The sequence below is a fragment of the Acetatifactor sp. genome (assembly GCF_982438285.1).
This window is the reverse complement of record NZ_CEWDFQ010000140.1, coordinates 1-7583: the sequence shown is the minus strand read 5'-3', so window position 1 is coordinate 7583 and position 7583 is coordinate 1. Positions and strand designations below refer to the sequence as shown.

Genomic DNA, 7583 nt, shown 5'->3' with positions numbered 1-7583 from the left:
CCTCTGGAGGTCACCGCCGGTGTGCCAAGACGGATGCCGCTGGTCACAAAGGGAGACTGGGGATCGTTGGGAATGGTGTTCTTGTTGCAGGTGATGTGTGCCGCATCCAAGAGCTTTTCCACCGCCTTGCCCGTCAGGCCGAAGTTTGTCAGATCCACCAGCATCAGATGATTGTCCGTGCCGCCGGATACGATCTTGATTCCTCTTTCTATCAGGCCCTTGCACAATGCCTGGGCATTGTCTATAATGCCCTTTTGGTAAACCTTAAATTCATCGCTTAAGGCCTCCTTAAAGCACACTGCCTTGGCGGCAATCACGTGCATGAGAGGGCCTCCCTGAATACCAGGGAAAATGGCCTTATTGAAATTATACTTTTCGTTTGCTTCCTTATTGGAAAGAATGAGACCGCCCCTGGGGCCTCTCAGGGTTTTGTGGGTGGTGGTGGTCACCACATCCGCATAGGGAATGGGGCTGGGATGCAGTCCCGCCGCCACAAGTCCCGCAATATGGGCCATATCCACCATGAGAACCGCTCCCACCTCATCCGCCACCTGGCGGAATTTTGCAAAGTCAATGGTGCGGGCATAAGCGGACGCTCCCGCTATGATCATTTTGGGCTTTGCCTCCAGCGCGATCTCGCGCAGCCTGTCATAGTCGATAAAGCCATCGTCATTCACACCGTAAGGCACAATATGGAAATATTTTCCCGACATATTGACCGGGCTTCCATGGGTCAGATGTCCGCCGTGGTCTAAATTCATTCCCATAATGGTGTCGCCGGGCTTGCACACGGCAAACTGCACCGCCATATTGGCCTGGGCGCCGGAATGGGGCTGTACATTTGCGTAATCGCAGCCAAACAGCTCCTTTGCCCTGTCAATAGCCAGATTTTCCACAATATCCACACATTCGCAGCCGCCGTAATAGCGCTTGCCCGGATAGCCCTCCGCATACTTATTGGTCAACGGGCTTCCCATAGCTGCCATCACAGCCTTGCTCACCCAGTTTTCGGAAGCAATCAGCTCTATATGGCTGTTCTGCCTCGCCTGCTCATCCACAATGGCCTGGGCAATCTCCGGGTCCTCATTCCACACTTCATCCAATGAATACATAAAGTCAAATCCTCCTCTAAATGGTCTCACCGTCTTTTTCACGCTTTAGTGTGATAAAATTCTGAGTTTGATTATAGCATAGAATATAGGGAATGGAAATAAAAAAATGAATTTATTTACGAAAACCTCCAAAGCTGGTACAATGGGTGGGAAAAGAGGTTTTATTATGTATCACATTATCATCAATCCGGCCTCCCGCTCAGGCAGAGGACTTAAAATATGGAAAAAACAAATCGAGCCCGCCCTGGGTGAGAGAAAAATCTCCTACCGCTCTTACTTCTCCAACGCACCCGGTGAGATCGCAGATATCACGGCACAAATCTTCTCCCAGCATCCCCAGGGACTTCTTCGGCTGATCATACTGGGCGGAGACGGCACCGTAAATGAGGCTCTTTCAGGCATGAGAGAGCTCTCCAGAGTGGTGCTTGGCTATATTCCCACCGGGTCCAGCAACGATCTTGCCAGAGCGTTAAGGCTCCCCAAAAATCCCCTGGACGCCCTGGATTTGATCCTCAAGGGCGCAAACGCCGCTTCCCTGGACCTTGGCTGTATCACCTATGCAGACGGCAAAAAAAGGCTGTTTGCCGTCAGCTGCGGCATGGGCTTTGATGCGGCCGTCTGTGAAGAAGCGCTCCATTCCACCATGAAGGCTGTTCTGAACAGGCTGGGACTTGGGAAGCTGACCTATCTGGCCATCGCCTTAAAGCAGCTGTTAGCCGCAAAAAAGGTTTCCTGCCAGCTTTCCTTTGAAAATGGAAAACAGATACATATCCAGAGACTATTGTTTGTAACCTGCATGATACACCCCTACGAGGGCGGCGGCTTCATGTTCTGTCCCGATGCGGACGCAAGGGACGGTCTTTTAAGCCTGTGCGCCGCCGGGGATATCTCCAAGCTTCTGGTGCTCTTTGCCCTTCCCACTGCATTCTGGGGCAGACATTATTTTGCCAGGGGCATCGATGCCTATCAGGCGGCCTCCCTGCAGATTCAGACCACCTCTCCCCTCTGGGTTCACACAGACGGAGAGGTCACACAGAAAGCCTGCTCTTTTTCGGTATCCTGCCTGCCCAAAGCCCTAAAGCTCATCGTGCCTCCTGGAGAGAAGCGCTAAGGTTTTGGGCGTATCCCTTCCTCCTTCCCATCCCCCATTCCTTTCAATACCAATGCAAGAGAGGCTGTTAAAATCTGTGAAGCTACCACACTCCACCAGATTCCCGGCTGTCCCCAGATTTCCGGCAAAAAAGCAGCAGTACAAAAAGCAGGACCGGCTCTGCATAAACGCAGAGATAAGAGTAGATGTTTTTTTCTGTGGCATAGAAGCCTGCAGTTGTAATTCTGGAAAAAGCATAAAAGAAAAGCCCAAGCAAAAATATGGGCAGCACCTCCGCCACCATCTCCCCCGTGTCTGTTGACGCCCCAAACAGCGCTCCCAGACCGTCCCGGGTGCAAAACAGCGCTGTATTGCACAGGGCCGCCAGTATGACTGCTGTAATATAGGCAGTCCTTCTCGTCTGTACCACCTGTTTCTTTTTTCCCTCTCCATAATACTGGCTCATAAGGGGCTGGCTGCCATCGCCCACCCCCTGCATCAGCATCTGCACAATCGCCAGCGCATAGGCAATGCAGGCGTAGCAGGCCACCGCCGCTTCCCCTCCCTTTGACATGGAGAAACGGTTGATCAGCATGAGAGATACCATCGGAGAAAGTGTCAGCCCAAAGGGGGCGATACCTACTTTGCCAATACTTCCTGCAATCCGCCCAAATCCGGACAGAGAACCCAAAACAGGGAATTTATGATAAATCAAATACACAGCCGCCTCCATCGTAGTGACCAGCTGGCCCAGAACCGTTGCAGCGGCAGCCCCCAAGGTTCCCATATTCAAAACCCATACAAACAGATAGTCCAGCACAATATTTGTCAAAAAGCCGGACATCATAACCACCAGCGCAAAAAAAGCGCTTCCATTGTTGCGGATTATGGGAACAACGCCTGTGGCAAAAATCTGAAAGGCGGCTCCCAGCACAATCACGTCAAGGTACTCCTTCCCCAAAGCAAGCATATCTCCCTGTGCTCCAAACAGGCGCAGTACAGGGTTATTCAGAAAAAAGAGCCCCACTGTTGCAGCCACACTGGCAGCCAAAAGCAAAAGCAGTGTGATGCGGACATATTTTCCTGCGGCCTGCGCGCCTTCCGTCCCCTTTTTCACCGACCACAAAACAGAGCCGCCCATGCCAATGCCGGTGCCCAAAGATTGTATCAGCGATACCACAGGAAATGCGATATTGATGGCGGAAAGCCCTGCATCTCCTGTGCTTCGTCCCACAAAAAATCCGTCCACTATAGTATAAATCCCCGATAAGGCAAAGGCCAGCACTGAAGGTATCACATATTTTGCAAACAGCTTATATTGACTCATCCTATTCCCTCCAAGCGATTTCCACTGTTTTTGTCTCTGCACATACCATTATGCAAATATGCCTGTGCTTTTGTCAAGGCGGCAGAAGCAAGGTGTTATTGCAGGCAAGGTGGCTTGGGAAAGCCGCAAACCTAAAGCTTTTCTTAAGATTGCTTAAGTATTGAAAAAAGTCATTGATTTTTATTTTTTTCAGGCTATACTTAAGTTGTCTTTAAAAACAGCTGTTTTTGGCAAAAGCTTTGGTTTTTTCAGCAGGCTGCAGCTGCAGGGAGGTTTCTTATGAAAAATTTTAAAAATTTTTATCTCAAATATCGGCATGGCATTCCGCTTATTTTATACGGCATTCTCTATGTATCTTGGTTTACACATCTGGAAAAAACAGTTACCAGGGGATATCATGTGATACATATGGCTGTGGATGACTACATCCCCTTCCTGGAAGTATTTATTATCCCTTATCTTTTGTGGTTCGTTTATGTGGCTGCGGTGGTTTTGTTTTTCTTTTTCAAAAATAAGACGGATTACTACAGGACATGTATTTTTTTATTTACGGGTATGACTATTTTCCTGATCGTATCCACCCTGTGGCCGAACGGCCATCATTTAAGGCCCGCCGTCCTTCCAAGGGATAACATTTTTACCCACATGGTAGAGCTTTTGTGGCAGACGGATACCTCCACAAACCTCTGGCCCAGCATTCATGTGTACAACTCTCTGGGAGCCCATTTTGCCATCATACGCAGCAAGGAATTTGAAAACAAGCGAGGCCTGCGTCTGTGCTCTTTGCTGCTTTGCTGTTCCATTATCATGTCAACGGTATTTTTAAAGCAGCACTCCATGTTCGACGTGCTCACCGCATTTGCCCTGGCGGCTGTGATGTTTCTGGTTGTCTACCGCTATGACCTGGTTATGGCAGTCAGAACCCTTCGTTCCAAAAAACATGCAAAGCCCCAGATCAGTTAAAAAACAGGAAGGCATTTCACTCATGCCTTCCTGTTTTTTTGTCCCCTGATTCTCCATTTCAGCCCTGTGGTATCTTCAGCTCCCATCCCGCAAATATCAGATTCGGATTCTGAATCAGCCCACTGTTGCGGGCAGCAATTTCCTCCACAGTGCAGCCATATCTGCGGGCAATGGCCCAAAGATTGTCACCCCGTCTTACGGTGTAGAGCAGGTATCTTCTGTCCGGCAAAAGGCTATCCGGGCTTTCCGTGCCTGCTGCCTGGGCCGCCTGTGGGATTTTCAGCCGCCAGCCCGCAAAAATTACATTGGGATTTCTAATCAGTCCGCTGTTTGCTGTAACAATCTCGGCAACGGTGCAGCCATAGCGCCGGGCAATGGCCCAAAGGGTGTCTCCCCTCTGGACTGTGTAGATCACATAGGCTGGCATTTCGTCCTCTGCCTCGGGGGGCTGCAAAGCTGCCATCGCTGCTGTCAGGCTGCTGGGAGACTGTAGAGCCGCCGCTGCTGTCGGGCTGTCTGGCAACCGTAAAGCTGACTGCTGCCTGAGCCACCGCTGCGTCATTGTAGGTTACCATGATGGTGGCCGTATAGCTGCCTGCGTCCAGACCGGCGTTTGGACGAATGGTGTAGGTGGTCTCATCTGTGGCTCCTGCCGCGATGGCTGTGCCGTCCGTCTTATTCAGTACAAATGCCCCTGCGTCGTCAGTGAGCACAACGCTGGAAATGGCCGCATCGCTGTTTCCGGCGCTGGAAATGATGACCGCCTTGGCCTCCGGCTGGGTGTAGCCGGTATAAACGCTGTCAAAGACAGGGGCGGTGATGTTGAGCGTATAAGTGGGGACGTCGCCGGTGGCAATCACTATGAAAGCCGCCGCGCCGACAAAGCTGACAGCCGAGCCCTTGACACGCACCTGATAGGCGCCGGGGGAAAGGCCGGTGATCTCCGTGCCGGTCAAAATAACATCCGCCCAGCTCCTTCCATTATCACTGGAAATCTCATAGGCCGTCCCCGGGGTCAGGCCGATGATCCTGCCGTCATTCCGGCCTTGTACCGTCTCGTTTACGCCCTGCACGGCGGGAGCGCCGGGCCGGACAAGGGAAACAGCCACTGTTTCGCTGGCCGGAGCGCCCCCTGCTCCAGCCTTCCGGCGGATATAGAGGGTCTGGCCCATGTAGTCCGCCAGCGAGCCGCTGGAAACAAAAGCCCCGTCAAAGCCTTCCGCCGTATTGACCTCGTAGCCGTTATTTATGGTGATAGTTTCCGCCACATAATCAATGGTATACCCCTCTCCCGCCGCCGGGGCAGCGTGGGCGGTGTAGACCGTTACAACGGCGGTTTGGGACGCCTCCGCAGTATCGGTTTCCGCCACACGCACATAGCAGGTATACTCCGTGGCCGCCGTCAGCCCGGTGATCACATTTTTGCCCTCACCGCTGTACCAGTCGGCGCCGTTTGTGCTGTACTCCCACGCCTCGTTATATGGCAAAGTGATGGAGTTGGCCGTCACTTTAATGTCGCTTTGGTTCACGGTGGGAGCCGCCCCCGCGCTGGTTTTGGTGGTGACTTGGGTGCTGGACACCCCGCTGGCAAAGGCGGGGGTATCACCCGTGGTGACAGCCGGAATACGGGCATAGATGGTGTACGCCGTCCCGGCAGCCAGGCCAAAAAAGGTGATGCTGCCATTTGCGCTGGTCTGCCAGGCGCCATCATCGCCGGGCGCCCCAGCGTCTGCTCCCCTCACACAGGCGTACTGCACGCCGTAAACGGCGGCAATGGTAAGGCTTTCATCTGTCCGGTCCGTAACCGAGGGCTCTGCGGGAGTCTCAGGCCGGGCCGGGATAGTCAGGGAAACAGGATTGCTGGCGTACTTGCCGCCTTGGCCAGTGGTTGCCGCCGGGCGCAGGCAGATGCTCAGCTCGCTGCCCGTCCAGCCCAGGGAGGACAGCGTCATATTATCCGAACAGCCCATCCACTGGCTGGGGACGCTTTGCCCCGAAAGAACCACGCCATACTCCATGGATTCCTCGGTGCCGGATAGAGTCTCATTTTCGTAATCAATGGTTACAGCAGGAGCGTCAGCTCTTCCCGGAGCGGTCACCGTGTGTTCCTCACTCTTGAAGGCGCTTTTCGTGGCCGCGGCCCGGATGGAAATGGCCGCGCCCGGCGCAACCGTCACATTGGTCTCCGTGGTAACTGCCGTCCAAGCGCCTGCAGGGCCGATTTTATACTCCTGCCCGGCAGAAATCGTAATCTGCTCTGTAGCATTGTTGATGGCCTGGGACGGCGTTTCAGGCCGGGCCGGGATGCTGACATACCCGTTTTCGCTGGCCGGGATACCATCAGCCGCTTTCCATCGTATAGACAAAGTGGTGTATCTCTGCGGGGGGGACGGGATATAGCCTGAAATACTGGCGCCGTTAACAATATATGTTCCGTCGAAACTCGAGGAAGTATTCATCTCCAGCGCGCTGTCGTCAAAGGTAATGGTTTCGTCCTGATAGTTAATCTGGACGACACTGGCAACAATCGGCGCGCCATTTACAGTTGTCACATTCAGGCCGGCGCTGGCCTGGGATGGGTTATAAAAACCATTCCCCTTGTACCGGGCAAAAAATGTATACTTTGCCGCCTGGGACAGGCCGCTAAATAAGAAACTGGTCTGCCACGCGCTTCCTCGGTGGGCGCTGCCGCGTCTGCTCCCTTCACACAGGCATACTCCACACCGGCCACCCCGCCGGATTGCGTCTCCAGCGTTACACTGATGGAGCCAATGTCTCGTGTGGTGGGTGCGGCGGGGCTGCCAGCCTGGTCTTTTTTTGTGACAGTTCCCGTAAGGCTCTGGCTGCCGCTGCCTTTTACATCCCCCTCCACGGTCAGGCCGCCTGCCCCGGTGATGGTACCGTTGTTGGTCAGCGTCGTGCTCTCTGGCACGGTCAGGACGATGCCTTCAGGAACGGTCACGGTGGCGCCGCCGGGGATGACAAGGCCGTCCGGCAGCGCAAAGCTGCCTCCATAGGCTTCGTAGGTACCGTCAGCGCCGGGCCTGATGCCCTGACCATTTCCGCCTGCACTGCCACTAGTAGATTGGCC

The 7583-nt window shown here is 53.6% G+C and carries 7 protein-coding genes; 2 read left to right on the top strand and 5 right to left on the bottom strand.

All coding sequences use genetic code 11. From position 1 onward, the window contains the following. Positions 1 to 1112, bottom strand: a 1112-nt coding sequence (gene glyA, locus AC1WIP_RS08430) for a serine hydroxymethyltransferase (protein WP_481141427.1), incomplete at its 3' end; no start/stop codon positions are given. Between the two features lie 166 nt (positions 1113 to 1278). Here glyA and AC1WIP_RS08425 point away from each other — a divergent pair. Beyond that, positions 1279 to 2223 (top strand): diacylglycerol/lipid kinase family protein, encoded by a 945-nt coding sequence (locus AC1WIP_RS08425; protein WP_481141426.1) that lies wholly within the window; start codon positions 1279 to 1281, stop codon positions 2221 to 2223. Positions 2224 to 2305: 82 nt separating this feature from the next. Here AC1WIP_RS08425 and AC1WIP_RS08420 read toward each other — a convergent pair whose 3' ends face one another. Next, positions 2306 to 3529, bottom strand: a complete 1224-nt coding sequence (locus tag AC1WIP_RS08420) for an MATE family efflux transporter (RefSeq protein ID WP_481141425.1) — start codon at positions 3527 to 3529, stop codon at positions 2306 to 2308. 279 nt (positions 3530 to 3808) lie between these two features. Between AC1WIP_RS08420 and AC1WIP_RS08415 the strand changes: the two genes are divergently transcribed. Beyond that, entirely contained in the window at positions 3809 to 4492 is a 684-nt protein-coding gene (locus AC1WIP_RS08415) for a phosphatase PAP2 family protein (protein WP_481141424.1), read from the top strand. Positions 4493 to 4550: 58 nt separating this feature from the next. On the opposite strand, the gene AC1WIP_RS08410 is transcribed toward AC1WIP_RS08415, so the two are convergent. From AC1WIP_RS08410 to AC1WIP_RS08400, 3 genes are all read right to left on the bottom strand, one after another. Beyond that, positions 4551 to 4907, bottom strand: a complete 357-nt coding sequence (locus tag AC1WIP_RS08410; protein ID WP_481141423.1) for a LysM peptidoglycan-binding domain-containing protein — start codon at positions 4905 to 4907, stop codon at positions 4551 to 4553. Further along, a complete protein-coding gene (locus AC1WIP_RS08405; protein ID WP_481141422.1) occupies positions 4807 to 7044 on the bottom strand; it encodes an autotransporter outer membrane beta-barrel domain-containing protein in 2238 nt (745 codons plus the stop codon). Before AC1WIP_RS08405 ends, AC1WIP_RS08410 begins: the two co-directional genes overlap by 101 nt. A 2-nt stretch (positions 7045 to 7046) precedes the next feature. Then, positions 7047 to 7583, bottom strand: a 537-nt coding sequence (locus tag AC1WIP_RS08400) for a hypothetical protein (RefSeq protein WP_481141421.1), incomplete at its 5' end; no start/stop codon positions are given.

Excerpts from the sequence above, each read along its gene's own strand:
- AC1WIP_RS08425 (WP_481141426.1), top strand. The coding sequence starts at position 1,279 with ATGTATCACATTATCATCAATCCGGCCTCCCGCTCAGGCAGAGGACTT.
- AC1WIP_RS08420 (WP_481141425.1), bottom strand. The coding sequence starts at position 3,529 with ATGAGTCAATATAAGCTGTTTGCAAAATATGTGATACCTTCAGTGCTG.
- AC1WIP_RS08415 (WP_481141424.1), top strand. The coding sequence starts at position 3,809 with ATGAAAAATTTTAAAAATTTTTATCTCAAATATCGGCATGGCATTCCG.